The 18,208-nt window shown below is 62.9% G+C and carries 15 protein-coding genes; 12 read left to right on the forward strand and 3 right to left on the reverse strand.

The annotated features are described in order from the left end of the window. The first annotated feature begins 174 nt into the window (after positions 1–174). The 9 genes from sucC to E8A46_RS08105 all read left to right on the forward strand — a co-directional run bounded on the left by sucC (position 175) and on the right by E8A46_RS08105 (position 10,424). Entirely contained in the window at positions 175–1,371 is a 1,197-nt protein-coding gene (gene sucC / locus E8A46_RS08065; RefSeq protein WP_291559260.1) for an ADP-forming succinate--CoA ligase subunit beta, read from the forward strand. 4 nt (positions 1,372–1,375) lie between these two features. Beyond that, a complete protein-coding gene (locus tag E8A46_RS08070; protein WP_291559261.1) occupies positions 1,376–1,855 on the forward strand; it encodes a DUF1579 family protein in 480 nt (159 codons plus the stop codon). Between the two features lie 36 nt (positions 1,856–1,891). Then, the gene (gene sucD, locus E8A46_RS08075; protein WP_291559262.1) at positions 1,892–2,776 is read left to right on the forward strand and encodes a succinate--CoA ligase subunit alpha; all 885 of its coding nucleotides are present in this window, start codon (positions 1,892–1,894) and stop codon (positions 2,774–2,776) included. A 134-nt stretch (positions 2,777–2,910) separates the two neighbouring features. Further along, positions 2,911–5,868, forward strand: coding sequence for a 2-oxoglutarate dehydrogenase E1 component (locus tag E8A46_RS08080; protein WP_291559263.1), 2,958 nt, complete (start codon positions 2,911–2,913; stop codon positions 5,866–5,868). 139 nt (positions 5,869–6,007) lie between these two features. Further along, positions 6,008–7,243 carry a 2-oxoglutarate dehydrogenase complex dihydrolipoyllysine-residue succinyltransferase gene (gene odhB, locus E8A46_RS08085; RefSeq protein WP_291559264.1) on the forward strand — a complete coding sequence of 412 codons (1,236 nt, stop codon included), beginning with the start codon at positions 6,008–6,010 and terminating at the stop codon, positions 7,241–7,243. A 12-nt stretch (positions 7,244–7,255) separates the two neighbouring features. Then, on the forward strand, positions 7,256–7,633 hold the full coding sequence (locus E8A46_RS08090) for a hypothetical protein (protein ID WP_291559265.1): 378 nt from the start codon (positions 7,256–7,258) through the stop codon (positions 7,631–7,633). A 39-nt stretch (positions 7,634–7,672) separates the two neighbouring features. Then, the gene (locus E8A46_RS08095) at positions 7,673–8,419 is read left to right on the forward strand and encodes an SDR family oxidoreductase (RefSeq protein WP_291559266.1); all 747 of its coding nucleotides are present in this window, start codon (positions 7,673–7,675) and stop codon (positions 8,417–8,419) included. Positions 8,420–8,454: 35 nt separating this feature from the next. Further along, on the forward strand, positions 8,455–9,858 hold the full coding sequence (gene lpdA / locus E8A46_RS08100; protein WP_291559267.1) for a dihydrolipoyl dehydrogenase: 1,404 nt from the start codon (positions 8,455–8,457) through the stop codon (positions 9,856–9,858). Positions 9,859–9,893: 35 nt separating this feature from the next. Then, complete coding sequence (locus E8A46_RS08105; protein ID WP_291559268.1) at positions 9,894–10,424, forward strand: hypothetical protein; 531 nt, start codon at positions 9,894–9,896, stop codon at positions 10,422–10,424. A 74-nt stretch (positions 10,425–10,498) separates the two neighbouring features. Here E8A46_RS08105 and E8A46_RS08110 read toward each other — a convergent pair whose 3' ends face one another. Both E8A46_RS08110 and E8A46_RS08115 read right to left on the reverse strand, forming a co-directional pair. Further along, on the reverse strand, positions 10,499–11,092 hold the full coding sequence (locus tag E8A46_RS08110) for a DUF4337 domain-containing protein (RefSeq protein ID WP_291559269.1): 594 nt from the start codon (positions 11,090–11,092) through the stop codon (positions 10,499–10,501). Between the two features lie 157 nt (positions 11,093–11,249). Then, entirely contained in the window at positions 11,250–12,221 is a 972-nt protein-coding gene (locus tag E8A46_RS08115) for a tyrosine recombinase XerC (RefSeq protein ID WP_291559270.1), read from the reverse strand. A 275-nt stretch (positions 12,222–12,496) separates the two neighbouring features. On the opposite strand from E8A46_RS08115, the gene E8A46_RS08120 reads away from it, so the two are divergent. After that, positions 12,497–14,707: a primosomal protein N' gene (locus tag E8A46_RS08120; RefSeq protein ID WP_291559271.1), complete on the forward strand. Its 2,211-nt coding sequence runs from the start codon at positions 12,497–12,499 to the stop codon at positions 14,705–14,707. A gap of 237 nt (positions 14,708–14,944) precedes the next feature. Here the strand turns inward: E8A46_RS08120 and E8A46_RS08125 are convergent, their stop codons facing one another. Then, positions 14,945–15,454, reverse strand: coding sequence for a septal ring lytic transglycosylase RlpA family protein (locus E8A46_RS08125; protein WP_291559272.1), 510 nt, complete (start codon positions 15,452–15,454; stop codon positions 14,945–14,947). A 648-nt stretch (positions 15,455–16,102) separates the two neighbouring features. Here E8A46_RS08125 and E8A46_RS08130 point away from each other — a divergent pair. Then, a complete protein-coding gene (locus tag E8A46_RS08130; RefSeq protein WP_291559273.1) occupies positions 16,103–16,663 on the forward strand; it encodes a F0F1 ATP synthase subunit delta in 561 nt (186 codons plus the stop codon). After that, positions 16,663–18,192: a F0F1 ATP synthase subunit alpha gene (gene atpA / locus E8A46_RS08135; RefSeq protein ID WP_291559274.1), complete on the forward strand. Its 1,530-nt coding sequence runs from the start codon at positions 16,663–16,665 to the stop codon at positions 18,190–18,192. Before E8A46_RS08130 ends, atpA begins: the two co-directional genes overlap by 1 nt. Positions 18,193–18,208: the final 16 nt, after the last annotated feature.

Consider the following 18,208-nt stretch of genomic DNA (forward strand, 5'->3'; position numbering starts at 1 on the left):
CACACGGTGATTTCCAGATTCGCCGGTGTCTACGGTGGATCTGGAATCGAGACGCGGCTAACGCGATGGAATTACAGAGTATTTTGAATTTGCGCTCGGTGTGGCATATGGTATACCAATCTGAAACGGGTATCGTTGCCGATTGAAGCGCATGAGGATTCGGGGAGCGTCTGCATGAACATCCATGAATACCAAGCCAAGGCACTGCTGCACGAATTCGGGGTTGCGATCTCCGGGGGTGTGCCGGTGCTGCGGGCTGCCGATGCCGACGTGGCCGCGAAGACGCTTCCCGGTCCGGTCTGGGTGGTGAAAAGCCAGATCCACGCCGGCGGCCGCGGCAAAGGCAAATTCAAGGAGGCCAGCGCCGGCGACAAGGGCGGCGTCCGCATCGCCAAATCGGTCGCCGAGGTCAATGAATTCGCCAAGCAGATGCTGGGAGCGACGCTGGTCACGGTGCAGACCGGGCCGCACGGCAAACAGGTCAACCGGCTCTACATCGAGGAAGGCTCCGACATCGACAAGGAGTTTTATCTTTCGATCCTGGTCAACCGCGAAACCTCCGAAGTGTCGTTCGTGGTTTCCACCGAGGGCGGCGTCAACATCGAGGACGTCGCGCACAACAGCCCTGAGAAGATCGTCAGCTTCTCGGTCGACCCCGCGACCGGCATCATGGCCCATCACGGCCGCACCGTCGCCAAGGCGCTGAAATTGTCCGGCGATCTCGCCAAGCAGGCCGAAAAACTGGTGACGCAGCTCTACACGGCCTTTATCGCCAAGGACATGGCGATGCTGGAGATCAATCCGCTGGTCGTCACCAAGCAGGGCCAGCTGCGGGTCCTCGACGCCAAGGTGTCGTTCGACGACAACGCGCTGTTTCGCCATCCCGACGTGGTGGCGCTGCGTGACGAGACCGAGGAAGACGCCAAGGAAATCGAAGCTTCGAAATACGACCTCAACTACGTCGCGCTCGATGGCACCATCGGCTGCATGGTCAACGGCGCCGGCCTCGCGATGGCGACCATGGACATCATCAAGCTCTACGGCATGGAGCCGGCGAACTTCCTCGATGTCGGCGGTGGCGCCAGCAAGGAAAAGGTCGCGGCCGCCTTCAAGATCATTACCGCCGATCCCAGCGTGAAGGGTATTCTGGTCAATATCTTCGGCGGCATCATGAAATGCGACATCATTGCCGACGGCGTGGTCGCCGCGGTGAAGGAAGTGGGCCTCAAGGTGCCGCTGGTGGTGCGGCTCGAGGGCACCAATGTCGAGGCCGGCAAGAAGATCATCCGGGAGAGCGGCCTCAACGTGCTGTCGGCCGATGACCTCGACGACGCCGCGCAGAAGATCGTCAAGGCCGTCAAGGGAGGGTAGGCCGATGCCCGCCGATCATCTCGTCGCACCGACGCCGCTGCAGGAGCATCGCAAGCTTGCGGTGTTCGCGGGCGAGTGGGCCGGCGAGGAGATGGTGCATCCGTCGCGCTGGACCGAGGGCGGGCCAGCGACCTCGCATGTCGCAGCCCGCATCGATCTCAACGGCTTCTATCTGATCCAGGATACGCGTCAGACCCGCGACGGCAAGGAATCCTTCGCCACCCATGGCGTGTTCACCTATGACCGCGAGGACCGGCTCTACAAATTGTTCTGGCACGATTCACTCGGCTACTACCCGCCGTCGCCGGCCTCCGGCGGCTGGACCGGCCAATCGCTGGTCCTGGTGCGCGGCTCACTGCGCGGCAATGCGCGCCACGTCTACGAAGTCATCGACGACAACAGCTACGCCATGAAAATCCAGTTCTCGCCTGACGCGGAAGGGTGGGCCGACGTGCTCACCGGCGTCTACCGGCGGATTCACTGACCCCTTACCGAACGTCTCGCGAAAGCACCCTCAATCATGTCCATCCTGATCGGCAAGAATACCAAAGTCATCTGCCAGGGCTTTACCGGCAAGAACGGCACCTTCCATTCGGAAGCCGCGATCGCTTACGGCACCAAGATGGTCGGCGGCACCTCGCCGGGCAAAGGCGGCGCGACGCATCTCGGCCTGCCGGTGTTCGATACCGTCGCCGAAGCGCGCGAGAAGACCGGCGCCGATGCCTCTGTGATCTATGTGCCGCCGCCGAGTGCGGCGGATGCGATCTGTGAGGCGATCGACGCGGAAATTCCGCTGATCGTATGCATCACCGAAGGTATCCCGGTGCTCGACATGGTGCGGGTCAAAAGGTCGCTGAGCGGATCGAAATCACGGCTGATCGGGCCGAATTGCCCGGGCGTCATGACCGCGGGCGAATGCAAGATCGGCATCATGCCGGCGAATATCTTCAAGCCCGGCAATGTCGGCATCGTCTCGCGCTCCGGCACGCTGACCTATGAAGCGGTGTTCCAGACCTCCCAGGAGGGACTCGGCCAGACCACCGCGGTCGGCATCGGCGGCGATCCGGTCAAAGGCACCGAATTCATCGACGTGCTGGAAATGTTCCTGGCCGATCCCAAGACGACCTCGATCGTCATGATCGGCGAAATCGGCGGATCGGCCGAGGAAGATGCCGCCCAATTCCTGAAAGATGAGGCCAAGCGCGGCCGCAAGAAGCCGATGGTCGGCTTCATCGCGGGTGTTACGGCCCCTCCGGGACGGCGTATGGGCCATGCCGGCGCGATCATTTCGGGCGGCAAGGGCGACGCCGGTTCCAAGTCCGCGGCCATGGAATCGGCCGGAATTACCGTCTCTCCGTCGCCTGCAAGGCTCGGAAAGACCCTTGTCGAAAAATTGAAGTCTTAATTCATTTCTTGGCTCTTTTCGGCGCGAATATTCGCCTTAAATAGGGTAGAGGTTCTTTACCCTGCTGGTCCGGTTGCCGGACCAGCCGCCGCGCCGTCTTCCACGCGCGAACTAAAAATCACCAGGACGCCACCATGTCTCGCCAGGACGCGAACGCCGCTTTTGCCCTCTCCTCGTTTTTGCAGGGCACAAACGCCCCCTACATCGACGACATTTACGCCCGCTACGAGAATGACCCCGCTTCGGTCGACGCCGAGTGGCAGGCGTTCTTCAAAAGCCTCAAAGACACGCCGGCAGACGTCCGCAAGAACGCCGAAGGACCGTCCTGGGGCCGGGACAATTGGCCGCCGACGCCGCGCGACGAACTGACCTCGGCGCTCGACGGCAACTGGATCGAAGTCGAGAAGTCGGTCGGCACCAGGCTCGCGGCCAAGGCGCAGGCCAAGGGAATCGAGCTGACGGCGGCCGATATCCATCAGGCCACGCGCGACTCCGTGCGCGCCCTGATGCTGATCCGGGCCTACCGCATGCGCGGCCATTTCCACGCCAACCTCGACCCGCTTGGAATCGAGGCGCCGCGCGACCGCGAAGAGCTCGATCCGCGCTCCTATGGCTTCACCGAGGCCGATTTCGACCGGAAAATCTTCCTCGACCATGTGCTCGGCCTCGAATACGGCACGTTGCGCGAAATCGTGGCGATCTGCGAACGCACCTACTGCCAGACGCTCGGCGTCGAGTTCATGCACATCACCAACGCCGCGCAGAAGGCCTGGATCCAGGAGCGCATCGAGGGGCCGGACAAGGAAATCAGCTTCACCCGCGAGGGCAGGCGCGCGATCCTCAACAAGCTGGTCGAAGCCGAAGGCTTCGAGAAATTCTGCGATACGAAGTTTACCGGCACCAAGCGTTTCGGACTCGACGGCGCGGAATCGCTGATCCCGGCGCTGGAGCAGATCATCAAGCGCGGCGGCAATCTCGGCGTGAAGGAGATCGTCGTCGGCATGCCGCATCGCGGCCGCCTCAACGTGCTGACGCAGGTGATGGGCAAGCCGCATCGCGCGCTGTTTCACGAGTTCAAGGGCGGCTCAGTCAATCCCGACGCGGTCGAAGGTTCCGGCGACGTCAAATATCATCTGGGCGCATCGTCGGACCGCGAATTCGACAACAACAGGATCCATCTGTCGCTGACCGCCAACCCCTCGCATCTGGAGATCGTTGATCCCGTGGTGCTCGGCAAGGTGCGCGCCAAGCAGGACCAACACGGCGATCCGCCGGATATGCGGATTTCGGTGCTGCCGCTGCTGATGCATGGCGACGCGGCGTTCGCAGGGCAGGGCGTGGTCGCGGAATGCTTTGGGCTGTCCGACCTGAAGGGTTATCGCACCGGCGGTTCGCTGCACTTCATCGTCAATAACCAGATCGGCTTCACCACCTATCCGCGCTATTCGCGCTCCTCGCCCTATCCGTCCGACGTGGCGAAGATGATCGACGCGCCGATCTTCCATGTGAACGGTGACGATCCGGAAGCCGTGGTGTTCGCGGCCAAGGTCGCGATCGAGTTCCGGCAGAAATTCCACAAGCCCGTCGTCATCGACATGTTCTGCTATCGCCGCCATGGCCATAACGAGGGCGACGAGCCGGCGTTCACCCAGCCGGTGATGTACAAGAAGATCGCCTCGCATCCGACCACGCTGGAGATTTACGCCAAGCGGCTGGTCGCCGAAGGCGTGATGACCCAGGGCGAAGTGGACAAGGCCAAGGCCGACTGGCGGGCGCGGCTCGATGCCGAGCTCGAGGCAGGCTCGGGCTACAAGCCCAACAAGGCCGACTGGCTCGACGGAAAATGGGCCGGATTCAAGTCGGCCGATCAGGAAGAAGATGCGCGCCGCGGCGTCACCGGCGTCGACGTTGCGATCTTGAAGGATATCGGCCGCAAGATCACCAAGGTGCCGGACGGCTTCCGGGTTCATCGCACTATCCAGCGCTTCCTGGATAATCGGTCGAAGGCGATCGACAGCGGCATCGGCATCGACTGGGCGACCGGCGAGGCGCTGGCGTACTGCACATTGCTGCAGGAAGGTCATCACGTGCGGCTGTCCGGACAGGACTCCGAGCGCGGCACGTTCTCGCAACGCCACTCGGTGCTGATCGATCAGGAAGACGAGAGCCGCTACACGCCGTTCAATCATCTGGGCGGCGATCAGGGCCACTATGAAGTCATCAACTCGCTGTTGTCCGAAGAGGCCGTGCTCGGTTTCGAGTATGGCTACTCGCTGGCGGAACCGAATGCGCTGGCGATGTGGGAAGCGCAGTTCGGCGACTTCGCCAATGGCGCGCAGGTGTTGTTCGACCAGTTCATCTCCTCGGGCGAGCGCAAATGGCTGCGCATGTCCGGGCTCGTCTGCCTGCTGCCGCATGGCTATGAGGGGCAGGGCCCGGAGCATTCCTCGGCGCGGCTCGAACGCTTTCTGCAGATGTGCGCCGAAGACAATATGCAGGTGGTCTATCCCACCACGCCCGCCAATTACTTCCATGCGTTGCGGCGCCAATTGCACCGCGAGATCCGCAAGCCGCTGATTGTGATGACGCCGAAGTCGCTGCTGCGGCACAAGCGCGCGGTCTCGCGGCTCGACGAACTGGGCAGGGACGCCACGTTCCACCGCATCCTCTACGATGACGCCCAGATGCTGCCGGACGAGAAGATCAAGCTGGTGGCCGACGACAAGATCCGCCGCATCGTGTTGTGCTCGGGCAAGGTCTATTACGACCTTTACGAGGAGCGCGAGAAGCGCGGCATTGATGACATCTACCTGATGCGGGTCGAGCAGCTTTATCCGGTGCCGCTCAAGGCGCTGGTGGCGGAGTTCGCCCGCTTCAAGAATGCCGAGCTGGTCTGGTGCCAGGAAGAGCCGCGCAACATGGGCGCGTGGCACTTCATCGAGCCGTATCTCGAATGGGTGCTGAACCAGGTCAACGCACCGCACAAGCGGCCGCGTTACGCCGGGCGGGCGGCGTCGGCGGCAACCGCCACCGGTTTGATGTCGAAGCACCTGGCACAGCTCAAGGCGCTACTGGATGAGGCGCTGAACTAGGAATCCATCACGCGTCATGCCCCGCGAGAGCGGGGCATCCGGTAACCCGCGCCGTTCTTTTTTATCACGATGGTCACGGATTACTGGATCATCCGCCTTCGCGGACGATGACCACAGAGGGCATTTGAGGACACACATCATGACTGAAATTCGCGTGCCGACGCTCGGCGAATCCGTGACCGAAGCCACTATCGGCCGTTGGTTCAAGAAGGCCGGCGACGCCGTCGCGGTCGATGAGCCGCTGGTCGAGCTGGAGACCGACAAGGTCACCATCGAGGTCCCGGCCCCTTCCGCCGGCACGCTTGGCGACATCATCGCCAAGGATGGCGAAACCGTCGCGGTTGGCGCGCTACTCGGGCAGATCAATGAAAGTGCAGCGGGAGCCGCCGCCAAACCGGCCGCTGCGCCCGCCAAGGCGCCGCCGCCGCCTTCCCCCGCTGCACCCGCGCCGGCTGCGAAGGCAGCGCCGTCCGACGCGCCGCTGGCGCCGTCAGTACGCAAGATATCCGCCGAAACCGGCATCGACGCCGCAACCGTCCCCGGCTCCGGCAAGGATGGACGGGTGACAAAGGGCGACATGCTGGCCGCGATCGAGAAGGCCGCCTCCGCGCCGACACCGATCAATCAGCCCGCCGCGGCGGTGCAGGTCCGCGCGCCCTCGCCCGCCGACGACGCCGCCCGCGAAGAGCGCATCAAGATGACGCGGCTGCGCCAGACCATCGCGCGTCGCCTGAAGGACGTCCAGAACACCGCGGCGATGCTGACGACCTTCAACGAGGTCGACATGAGCCACATCATGGCGATGCGGTCGCAATACAAGGACGTGTTCGAGAAGAAGCACGGCAGCAAACTGGGATTTATGGGCTTCTTCACCAAGGCCTGCGTGCAGGCGCTGAAGGACATTCCGGCCGCCAACGCCGAGATCGACGGCACCGACCTGATCTACAAGAATTATTACCACATCGGCGTCGCCGTCGGCACCGACAAGGGCCTCGTCGTGCCGGTGGTGCGCGACTGCGATCACAAGTCGATCGCCGAGATCGAAAAGAGCATCGCCGATTTCGGCCGCCGCGCCCGCGACGGCCAGCTCAAGATCGACGAGATGCAGGGCGGCACCTTCACCATCACCAATGGCGGTATCTACGGTTCGCTGATGTCGACGCCGATCCTGAACGCGCCGCAGTCCGGCATTCTCGGCATGCACAAGATTCAGGATCGTCCGGTTGCGATCGGCGGCAAGGTCGAGATCCGTCCGATGATGTATCTGGCGCTGTCCTATGATCACCGCGTCATCGACGGCAAGGAAGCGGTGACGTTCCTGGTGCGCGTCAAGGAAAGCCTGGAGGATCCGGCGCGGCTGGTGCTGGACCTCTGATCGGACGACGTTGTGTCAGATGAAAGTGCACCTGCCCCACCGTGGATGCCATCTGGAGATCTGGATGATCGGCCGAAGTGGGATCGGGAGGAAGCAGAGGGTTTTGTCGGCCTATTGGTGCTGGTAGGCATTACCTGTCTGGCAGCAGATGGAGAGAGGGTGATTTCGCAAGTACAATACTTCGGCCGCATTGTCAGCGTGGACGCGACGAAGGGCCTCGAAATTGCTTGCGAGGGCAAGCTGGCCGGGGAGATCAAAACATTGCCCCCGGATTTGCGGGCGTTTCATCACGCAAAGCCAGGGCAATACAGGCTCCGTTCAACGGGCGAGACGATTGAGAATCCTGACCTCACCGCAACTTGGTCGATAACTGAACCTTCAAGGTCATGATGCTGTCGCGGCTTATATGCAGATAATTAGGGGGCTACATTGACCGACAAGGTTGTGATCATTACCGGTGGAAGCCGCGGCATCGGCCGTGCCACCGCGCTCGCCGCGGCCGCCCGCGGCTATCGGGTCTGCGTCGGCTATGCCAGCAATGAAGCCGCGGCGCAGAGCGTGGTCTCCGCGATCGAGGCCAAGAACGGCAAGGCGATCGCGGTGAAATGCGATGTCGGCAGCGAGAAGGATATCCTCGCTCTGTTCAAGGCTGCCGACGCCTTCGGAACGTTGCGGGCGCTGGTCAACAACGCCGGCATCGTCGGGACGACCTCGCGGGTCGACGAAATGTCTTCCGAGCGGATCCAGCGCATGATGGCAGTCAACGTCACCGGCAGCATCCTCTGTGCCCGCGAAGCGGTGAAGCGGATGTCGACGCGCCATGGTGGCAAGGGCGGGGTTATCGTCAACCTGTCGTCGGTCGCGGCGAAACTTGGTTCGCCCAACACCTATGTCGATTATGCGGCCTCCAAGGGCGCCATCGATTCCTTTACCGTCGGCCTCGGCCACGAAGTCGCCGGCGAGGGAATTCGCGTCGCGGCGATCCGGCCCGGATTGATCGATACCGAAATTCACGCCTCTGGCGGCGAGCCCGACCGCGCCCACCGGCTTAGCCACATGGTGCCGATGAAGCGCGTCGGCACCGCGCACGAAATCGCCAATGCGATTATCTGGCTGATGTCGGACGATGCGTCCTATGTGACCAGCGCCATTCTCGACGTGTCGGGCGGGCGCTAAGGCCTGTCACATTATCCAGCTACGGGACTTCAATCATGGCCACTTACGATCTTGTTGTTATCGGCACCGGTCCTGGCGGGTATGTGTGCGCGATCCGCGCGGCGCAGCTCGGCATCAAAGTCGCCGTGGTCGAGAAGAACGCCACGCTGGGCGGCACTTGCCTGAACGTCGGCTGCATGCCGTCGAAGGCGCTGTTGTATGCGTCCGAAATGTTCGAGGAGGCCGGTCACTCCTTTGCGAAGATGGGGGTCAGCGTTCCCGCGCCGAAACTCGATCTGCCGGCGATGATGAACTTCAAGCAGCAGGGCATCGACGGCAACGTCAAGGGCGTCGAGTTCCTGATGAAGAAGAACAAGATCGACGTCATCAGCGGCAAGGGAAAGATCCTCGGCAGCGGAAAGGTCGAGGTGTCCGGCAATGACGGCAAGACGCAAATCGTCGAGACCAAGAACATTGTCATCGCCACCGGCTCGGATGTCGCGCGGCTGAAAGGCGTCGAGATCGACGAGAAGCGCATTGTATCGTCGACCGGCGCGCTTTCGCTGGACAAGGTGCCCGGCAAGCTTCTGATCGTCGGCGCCGGCGTGATCGGGCTTGAACTTGGCTCGGTCTGGCACCGGCTCGGCGCGCAGGTCACGGTGGTGGAATTTCTGGATCGTATCTTGCCGGGCATGGACGGCGAGGTGGCGAAGCAATTCCAGCGCATCCTTGAGAAGCAGGGCTTTGCGTTCAAGCTCGGCGCCAAGGTCACCGGCGTCGACACTTCCGGCAAGACGCTTGTCGCGAAGATCGAACCGGCCGCGGGCGGGCCTGCGGAAACGCTGGAAGCCGATATCGTGCTGGTCGCGATCGGCCGCGCTCCCTACACCGAGGGCCTCGGTTTGAAGGAAGCCGGCGTCGCGCTCGACAATCGCGGCCGGGTGCAGATCGACCACCACTTTGCGACCAGCGTGAAGGGCGTTTATGCGATCGGTGATGTCGTCGCGGGCCCGATGCTCGCGCACAAGGCCGAGGACGAAGGCGTCGCGGTTGCGGAAATCCTTGCCGGCCAGGCCGGACACGTGAATTACGAGGTCATCCCTGGTGTCGTGTATACCACACCGGAAGTATCGGCGGTCGGAAAGACCGAGGAGGAACTGAAGCAAGCCGGCGTGGCCTACACGTCGGGCAAGTTCCCGTTCACCGCCAACGGCCGCTCCAAGGTCAACCAGACCACGGACGGATTTGTGAAGATTCTCGCAGATGCGAAGACCGATCGGGTACTCGGCGTGCATATTGTCGGCCGCGAGGCCGGCGAAATGATCCACGAAGCGGCGGTATTGATGGAGTTTGGCGGTTCCGCCGAGGATCTGGCGCGGACCTGCCATGCCCACCCGACCCGCTCGGAGGCCATCAAGGAAGCCGCGCTTGCGGTTGGCAAGCGCGCGATACATATGTGATCTTGCCCGGCTGAAGTTGGGCCGGGATGACATTGATGCTGCGCCGCCTCCTTCAACCGATCTGGGTCCTGCTTGCGGTCGTCTTCCTGATCGAGGCATGGCTGTGGGATCACCTCGAGCCGATCGTGGCCTGGGCGGTCGCGAAAATTCCGCTGCGCGCCTTCAAGCATTGGCTGGCCGAGCGCGTCGATACCCTGTCGCCGGCGATGACGCTGGTCGTCTTCATCGTGCCGGTGGCTCCGCTGTTTCCGTTGAAGCTGGTCGGATTCTGGCTGCTCACCCATGAATATTGGATGAGCGCTATTTTCACCATCATGTTCGCAAAACTCGTGGGTGTCGGCGTGACAGCCTTCCTGTTCGACGTGACGCGCTCGAAACTGCTGGAAATGGAATGGTTCGAAACGCTCTATGAATTCGTCATGGCGTTGCGGGCGAAGGCGGCCGCATTGGTCGAGCCGTTCAAGCGGCGAATCATCGACGTGTTGCGCGGCGACGGCAGCGGCTGGTCATCGCGGATGCTGCGGCTGATCCAGCGCTTCCGCAAAAGCGTGCGCGAAGCGCGGTAGAGAGCGTTTTCGAGCGAAGTGGACAGCGGTTCGCGTGAAGAAAACGCGTCAAAACAAACGACTACACGCCGCTCTCACAGGGCCAAATGCAGCGCGTGCGGCGCGACCATGCCGAGCACGGTAAAGCCAACGCCGGCCAGGGCCAGCAGGCCCGAGATCCAGGCCAGCGCGATGATGCCGGTGATGATGGTGGCCGAGGCCAGCACGATACCGATCTGGAAGGCAGCGGAAGCGAGCTCGAAGTGGTGATACTTCGCGGTGGCGAGGTCGCGCTCTTTCTCGGCGTGCTTGGCGCGTTCGGATAGTTGCTCCGAACCTTCGCCGGTTTCGGGTTCCGAGCGGTAGCGCGCGGCGGTCTTCTGCCATTCATCGATCTGCTTTTGCAGCGCCGCCTTGGCTGCGGCGTCGCCCATGACGCCGAGGCTGAGCTTGGCCTGGTCCGACGTGGCCTGGACGACCGTGCGGCGGATGCTCTTGGCCTGAAAGAATGCCCACAGGTTCGAAGCCTCGACATTCTTGCTGATCGATTCGGTCTGGGCGCCCTTGCCCAGCGTTTCCGACAGCGCGAGAAACAGCGCGATCACGGCGATCAGGAGCGCGATCTTCTTGTTTTCGCCGGACGCATGTTCTGCGTGTTCGGCGTGCTCCATGCTTTCCTGCGCGCTCATGATTCTCTCCCTGCCCGAAGCGCATGATCCGCCAAAGTGTGAGCGTTTTGGCGACAAGATCATGCGCGGCTCAAGATCCAACGATGGACCGAACGATAAGGCGAGCGCAAGGGCCAAGCGGAACGGGAACGCGTCAGGGTGTGAAAATCAGCCGATCTCAGGCGCGGGGATGCGCGGTGCGGTAGACTTCCAAGAGCCGCTCGCTGTCGATCCCGGTATAGATCTGCGTGGTCGAGAGCGACGCATGGCCGAGCAACTCCTGGATCGCGCGCAGATCGCCGCCGCGGCTCAGAAGATGGGTTGCGAAAGAATGTCGCAGCGCATGCGGCGTCGCGCTATCGGGCAGGCCCAGCGCGCCGCGCAGCCGTTCCATGGTCAGTTGAATGATGCGGGCGTTCAGGGGACCGCCGCGGGCGCCGACAAAGATCGGCCCTTCGGCCGGTAAGGGATGCGGGCACATCGCCACATACGCCTGAACCAGCGCCAGCACGTTTTGCAAAACCGGCACCATGCGGGTCTTGTTGCCCTTGCCGGTGACAATCAGGACATCGCCGGCGCCGGGCAACGGCACCTCGCGGCGTTTTAGTCCGAGCGCCTCGGAGATGCGCAGGCCCGATCCGTAGAGCAGCGCCATCACGGCGGCGTCGCGCGCCCAGATCCAGGGATCGCGGGTCTCGCCGGCGCGTTCATCGGCGTCGGCGAATCGCTTGGCCGCCGCCATCTGGATCGGCTTCGGCAGGCTCTTGCCGACCTTGGGCGCGCGTATCGCCGACAGCGCGCCGACCTTGCCCTTGCCTTCGCGTTCGAGGAAGCGTCCGAACGAACGCAGGCCCGCCAGCGCCCGCATCAGGGAACGGCCGCCGATATGGGCGGCGCGCCGCATCGCCATGAATGCCCTGACGTCGCTGGCCTCAAGCGCAGCAAAGCCGGCAAGCGTCACCCGCGCGCCCCAGTGCCCGCCGAGGAATTCCAGGAATTGACGGAGATCGCGGGCATAGGCCTCCGATGTCTTCGGCGACAGCCTGCGCTCGGCGCGCAGATGCGAAAGCCAGCGCGTCATCTCCAGCGTCAGATCGCCGGCGGCGCAGTCAAGTTCGATGGGCTGAATGGCAGGGATTGGCTTGGCCATTGGCTGTCTTTCGGATTCTCGACCGAATGGCCAATATTATCACATCCTTCTCGTTTACCTTTGGTGAACCGCCGCGGCAGGCCGGGATATTCGCTTCAATACCGGGCCGGACTGCTGGTCCGGTACGGCTGGTGATCCTAGAGCCTTTTCCGTTTCGATTGAATCGAAACGGGGCTCTAGATTCTTGGTTTGACGCGTTTTCTCGACGCGAACCGGTCTCCACTTCGCTTGAAAACGCTTTAGATTGGCTCAAACTCCTCTGATCTGATTCTCCAATGGACCATTCCCCGCGCGCCTCGCCATCCTCCGCAACGTCGACGCGCGTCGTCGATGTGCTGGTGCCGGTCGCGCTCAACCAGAACTATTCCTACCGGGTGCCCCGCGGCATGGAGCTGGCGCCCGGCGATGTCGTGTGCGTGCCGCTCGGACCGCGCGAGGTGGTCGCTGTGGTGTGGGCTGAAAACGCCAACCCCGATCCGCGCCTGCACAATCGCCTCAAGGACGTCGGCGAAAAGCTCGACGTGCCGCCGCTGAAGGCGGAACTGCGCACGCTCGTCGATTGGGTCGCCAACTACACGCTGTCGGCGCGCGGCATGGTGCTGCGGATGACGTTGCGGATGGGCGAGCATCTCGGCCCCGAGTGGGTGCGGCTGGGGGTGCGGCTGGTCGGCAAACCGCCGCAGCGCTTGACGCCAGCACGGCGGCGGCTGATCGAGCTGTTGTCGGACGGCCTGTTGCACGGCAAGTCGGACGCCGCCAGGGAAGCCGGCGTCAGCGTCGGCGTCGTCGATGGGCTGGTCGACGAAGGCACGCTGGCGACGGAAGCGATGCCGCGGGCACCGGCGCCGCCCGCGCCCGATCCGTCATTCGCGCTGCCCGAATTTTCCCGTCAGCAGCGCACCGCGGTGGATGCGATGCGCGCGCTGGCGGCCAATGGCAGCTTTCATGTCGCGCTGCTCGACGGCGTCACCGGCTCGGGCAAAACCGAGGTCTATTTCGAGGCGATCGCCGAAACGCTCCGTCGCGGCAGGCAGTCGCTGATCCTGATGCCGGAGATCGCATTGACCGGTCAGTTCCTCGATCGCTTTTCGCGGCGTTTCGGCGTGCGGCCGCTGGAATGGCATTCCGAACTGACCCCGCGCACGAGGCAACGCAACTGGGCCGCGATAGCGGCGGGCGAAGCGGCGGTCGTGGTGGGGGCGCGCTCGGCGCTGTTTCTGCCTTACGCCGATCTCGGGCTGATCGTCGTCGACGAGGAGCACGACCAGGCCTACAAGCAGGACGAAGGCGCGCATTACCACGCCCGCGACATGGCGGTGGTGCGCGCGCATATCGCGAAAATCCCGATCGTGCTGGCCTCGGCAACGCCGTCGGTCGAGACGGAGGTCAACGCGCGCAAGGGCCGCTATCAGCGCATCGTGCTGCCGTCGCGGTTCGGCGGCCAGCACATGCCGCATATCGAGGCGATCGATCTGCGGCGCGAAGCTCCTCCGCGCGGCCATTTCATCTCGCCGCGGCTCGCCGAGCAAATCCGGATCGCGGTCGAGCGGCGCGAGCAGGCGCTGCTGTTCCTCAACCGCCGCGGCTACGCGCCGCTGACCTTGTGCCGGGCCTGCGGGCATCGCTTTGCCTGCACCATCTGCGACGCCTGGCTGGTCGATCACCGGTTTCGCCAGCGGCTCGTCTGCCATCATTGCGGCTTCTCGATGCCGCGTCCGCATGTCTGTCCGAATTGCGCGGCGGAAGAATCGCTGGTGGCGGTCGGACCCGGCGTCGAGCGGCTGCAGGAAGAGGCGGCGGGCCTGTTTCCGGATGCGCGCACCATGGTGCTGTCGAGCGACCTGATCACCTCGATCGAGACCATGCGCAGCGAATTGAACGAGATCGCGGAAGGCCGCGTCGACATCATTATCGGCACGCAATTGGTGGCCAAGGGCCATCATTTTCCGCGGCTCAATCTGGTCGGCGTGGTGGACGCCGATCTGGGCTTGAGCAATGGCGACCCGCGCGCCGCCGAGCGCACGTTTCAGCTGCTCAACCAGGTGATCGGGCGCGCCGGGCGCGATCAGGGCCGCGGCGTCGGCTACCTGCAGACCCATCAACCCGAACACCCCGTGATGAAGGCGCTGGTGGCGTGCGACCGCGAGGCCTTTTACGCCAGTGAAATCGAGGCCCGCGAGCGCGCCCATTATCCGCCGTTCGGCCGCCTCGCAAGCCTGATCATTTCCGCGGGCGACCGGCCAACGGCGGAAGGTTTCGCGCGCAAGCTGGCCGCGGTGGCGCCGATCGATGAACGGATCCAGGTGCTCGGCCCCGCCGAGGCCCCGCTCGCCGTGATCAAGGGCCGCTACCGTTTCCGCCTGTTGGTGAAATCGCTGCGCAATGTCGATTTGTCGGAATATCTGCGCGAATGGCTGGCCGCCGGTCCGAAGACCAAGGGCAACCTCAAGCTCGAGGTCGACGTCGATCCGCAGAGCTTTTTATGAAAAGCCGTCATTCCGGGATGGTCCGAAGGACCAGACCTCAGATGCGCAATCGCGCACCGGGGAATCTCGAGATTCTCCGATGTGCAATTGCACATCGTAGTTCGATGCTGCGCATCGCCCCGGAATGACGAAAAAGCCTGCCGACATTTCTGACGGCAGGCTTTGTTTTCGACGTGCGCGGAGAGTTCTGCGGCCGATGCGGTCGCAACGCTCACCCAGCTTGTTGGATTGACGAGGTTACATGACCTCTGCGACGACGCGGCCGACGCCGGCACTCGTCAGGCCGATCGCGCGGGCAGCGCCCGTCGACAGGTCCAGCACCCGGCCGCGGATGAACGGGCCGCGGTCGTTGATCGTGACGACCACGCTGCGGTCGCCATGGGTGACCTTGAGCTTGGTGCCGAACGGCAGGGTACGGTGGGCCGCGGTCATGGCGTTCTGGTTGAAGTGCTGGCCAGAGGCGGTCTTGCTGCCGGATTCGTTGCCGTAAAAGGAGGCCATGCCCGAGAAGCTGCCCCGGGAGCCGGTCGACGCGGTGATGGCGGCATTGGCGTCGCGCCAGGCCGGAGCGGCACCGGACGCGGCGGCGTGGTGAAAATGGTGATGAGCATGATGATGGTGATGTCTATAGGACTTGGCCGAGGCTTCGGTAGCGCTCCCACCGGCCATTATAGTTGCGGCGAAAAGAACCAGCGCCGTGCGTGACTGGGTTATGCGTCCCAGTGTCTGCTTTTTTAAATTTACCATATATCTGTCCCTCAATGTAGTAATGCCACATGTGTGACAAGTGGAACCCCCGCTCCGTTTTGAGTGATTGCCGTTTGGTGACCTAATGAGGCATAAAAGGGGCAGTAGACCGTTTTATCCTTGGCTGAAACATCTTGTTATCGAATACAGATAAACGAAAGAAATTCCGTAATATTTCCGAATGCCTGATTATTAACCAATTTATTACTTGGGATTACTGATAACTGAAGTTATCGCTGCCGCCGCCATTGTCTTGGCAAGTAATGCGATAATGGAATGGCTCGTTGGGGTCGGCCGTTCTGTCCGCCAGCCCACCCAAGCCTCCCGGAGCCGAACGACCGGCTTTGTCGGGAACGGTGGAGCGTGGCCGCGTGGCGGCCGGTGGTGAAATGGGTCTCGGCGGATGCGCCGACTCAGCCGTCAGCGATCCTCGGCGAGCGGGCTGCGACAAGGCATCGCCTGCCGCAGCCGTCATGTTGCACCTGCGCTCTTGCTATGTTAGCAAAGCCGCGATTTTAACGATCCCGGCACAGCCTGTGCCGGTCGAAAATCGAAGTCCCGCTTGAATTCCAAGGGCTTGGATCGCTAGGCGCCGCATTGTGGCGACGGTTTTTCCCTTGCGAGTTTGACAGCAAAAAGAGCGCGCTTGTGGCTGCTGAAGATCCGTCGGTTTCGGGAGTGTCCGGTCGTTATGCAACGGCCTTGTTTGAACTGGCGCGCGATGAGAAATCCATCGACGCGGTCAGGGCCGATCTCGACAGGTTCGACGCCATGCTGGCGGGCAGCGCCGATCTGAAGCGCCTGGTCCGCAGCCCGGTGTTTTCGGCGGATTCGCAGTCGAAAGCGCTGGCGGCGGTGTTCGACAAGGCCGGGATTTCCGGCATTTCCGCAAAATTCCTGAAAGTTCTCACCGCCAACCGCCGGCTGTTCGCTGTCAGCGACGTGATCCGCGCGTTCCGCGCCCTGGTGGCGAAGTTCAAGGGCGAGGCGACCGCCGACGTCACGGTGGCCGAAACGCTCAGCGACAAGAATCTCGACGCCCTCAAGGCCGCGCTGAAATCGGTGTCGGGCAAGGACGTTGCGCTCAACGTGAAAGTCGATCCCTCGATCATCGGTGGCCTCATCGTCAAACTGGGCAGCCGCATGGTGGATAGTTCGCTTCGCACCAAACTCAATTCGATCAAGCACGCGATGAAAGAGGCAGGCTGATGGACATCCGCGCCGCGGAAATTTCCGCGATCCTGAAGGACCAGATCAAGAATTTCGGCCAGGAGGCTGAGGTTTCCGAAGTTGGACAAGTGTTGTCCGTCGGCGACGGCATCGCCCGCGTCTATGGCCTCGACAACGTCCAGGCCGGCGAGATGGTCGAGTTCGAGAACGGCACCCGCGGCATGGCGCTGAATCTCGAGACCGACAATGTCGGCATCGTGATCTTCGGCGCCGACCGCGAGATCAAGGAAGGCCAGACCGTCAAGCGCACCCGCGCCATCGTCGATACGCCGGTGGGCAAGGGCCTGCTCGGCCGCGTGGTCGATGCGCTCGGCAATCCGATCGACGGCAAGGGTCCGATCCAGGCCGACAAGCGGATGCGGGTCGACGTCAAGGCCCCCGGTATCATTCCGCGCAAGTCGGTCAATGAGCCGATGGCGACCGGACTCAAGGCGATCGACGCGCTGATCCCGATCGGCCGCGGTCAGCGCGAGCTGATCATCGGCGATCGTCAGACCGGCAAGACCGCGATCGCGCTCGACACGATTCTCAACCAGAAGCCGCTCAACGCGCAGACCGACGAGAAGATCAAGCTGTATTGCGTCTATGTCGCGATCGGCCAGAAGCGTTCGACCGTTGCCCAGTTCGTCAAGGTCTTGGAAGAGCAGGGCGCGCTGGAATACTCGATCATCGTCGCCGCCACCGCCTCCGATCCGGCGCCGATGCAGTACATCGCGCCGTTTACCGGCTGCACCATGGGCGAATATTTCCGCGACAACGGCATGCACGCCGTCATCATCTATGACGATCTTTCCAAACAGGCCGTCGCCTATCGTCAGATGTCGCTGCTGCTGCGCCGTCCGCCGGGCCGCGAAGCCTATCCCGGCGACGTATTCTATCTGCATTCCCGCCTGCTCGAGCGCGCCGCCAAGCTGAACGACGAGCAGGGCTCCGGCTCGCTGACCGCGCTGCCGATCATCGAAACCCAGGCCAACGACGTCTCGGCCTACATCCCGACCAACGTGATCTCGATCACCGACGGCCAGATCTTCCTGGAGACCGATCTGTTCTTCCAGGGCATCCGCCCCGCGGTGAACGTCGGTCTTTCGGTGTCGCGCGTCGGATCCTCGGCGCAGACCAAGGCGATGAAAAAGGTCGCCGGCAAGATCAAGGGCGAGCTCGCGCAGTACCGCGAAATGGCGGCGTTCGCGCAGTTCGGAAGCGATCTCGATGCCTCGACGCAGCGCCTGCTCAACCGCGGTTCGCGCCTGACCGAGCTCCTGAAGCAGCCGCAGTTCTCGCCGCTGAAAATGGAAGAGCAGGTCGTGGTGATCTATGCCGGCGTCAACGGCTATCTCGATGCGCTTCCGATCGGCAAGGTGCGCGGCTTCGAGGACGGCCTGCTGTCGCTGTTGCGCGGCAAGAACGTCGACATTCTCAATACCATCCGCGACACCCGCGATCTCAGCGACGACACCGCCGCCAAGCTGAAGAGTGTGGTCGAGGGTTACGCCAAGACTTTTGCTTGATATGCCGTCACGGCCC

The sequence above is a fragment of the Bradyrhizobium sp. genome (assembly GCF_004799445.1).
Lineage (GTDB): Bacteria > Pseudomonadota > Alphaproteobacteria > Rhizobiales > Xanthobacteraceae > Bradyrhizobium.